Origin of the sequence: Mycobacterium fragae (genome assembly GCF_002102185.1) — a bacterium.
GTDB lineage: Bacteria > Actinomycetota > Actinomycetes > Mycobacteriales > Mycobacteriaceae > Mycobacterium > Mycobacterium fragae.
In genome coordinates this window covers 1-1,245 of the sequence record NZ_LQOW01000029.1, presented here as the reverse complement: position 1 = coordinate 1,245, position 1,245 = coordinate 1, and the positions used below count along the sequence as shown (strand labels likewise).

1 protein-coding gene is annotated in these 1,245 nt (G+C 66.7%); it reads right to left on the bottom strand.

The window, feature by feature from the left end; genetic code table 11:
* A partial coding sequence (locus tag AWC06_RS18445) for a condensation domain-containing protein (protein ID WP_244899119.1) occupies positions 1-1,245 on the bottom strand: 1,245 nt, incomplete at both ends.

Here is a 1,245-nt window from a genome sequence, read left to right as displayed (position 1 = left end):
AATCCATACGGGCAGTGCGGGTATCCACCGGCAGCGGGGAGACCTGCACATCGCCCAAACTCAGCGCACCAGAGGCGTTGTTCTGCCAGGCCAACGCCACCTGCACCAGCGGGTGATGGGCAAGCGATCGGGTGGGGTTAAGCCGCTCCACGAGCACCTCGAAAGGCACATCCTGGTGCTCGAAGGCGGCCAGGCTGCCCGCCCGCACCTGGCCCAGCAACTCGGCCACACTGGGATCGCCGCCCACATCGACCCGCAACACCAAGGTGTTGACGAAAAACCCCACCAACTCATCCAGCGCCGGATCACGACGCCCCGCGATCGGGAACCCGACCGCCACCTCGGAGCTGGCGCTGATCTTGGCCAGCAGCACCGCCAAAGCGGCCTGCACCACCATGAAACTGGTGGCGTTGTGCTCGCGAGCCACCCGAGCAATCTGCGCCTGCAACTCCGCCGGCCACTGCACCGCCACCCGGGCGCCGCGATAATCGGCCACCGGCGGATAAGGCCGATCGGTGGGAAGCTGCAAGCGTTCGGGCATCCCGGCCAAAGCCTGCTCCCAGAACCTCAGCTGCGCGGCGATGCGGCTATCGGGATCGGCCAGATCACCCAGCTGGGCGCGCTGCCACAACGTGTAATCGACATACTGCACCACCAACGGCGCCCAACCCGGAGCGCGCCCCGCGCACCGGTCGCCATAAGCCACCCCCAGATCCCGCACCAACGGGGTGATCGACCAGCCATCCGCGGCGATATGATGCACCACCGCCACCAACACATGCTCGTCCTCGCCGAGGCGGAAAAGCCTTGCCCGCAACGGGATCTCGGCAGCCAAATCAAACGGATCACGCACCGCGGCGCCGATGGCCTCCTCTAGCCGGCTCGCCGACCACTCGGTGGCATCAACAACACCCCACCCGAAATCAGCCCGCTCAACGGGCACCACCACCTGCTGAGGAATACCGTCAGGCGCGGTGAACAAGGTGCGCAGGCTCTCATGACGGCCCACCACATCGCCCAACGCCGCCCCCAACGCCTCCACATCCAGGCGCCCACCCAGGCGCAACGCCACCGCCATGTTGTAAATCGCCGAGGGCCCCTGCAACTGATCGATAAACCACAACCGCTGCTGAGCAAACGACAACGGCACCACCGCCGGGCGATCCACCGGCCTCAACGGCTCCAGCCCACCCCCACCGGCACCGACACGCGGCGCCAACTGAGCCACCGTGGGCGCCTCAAACA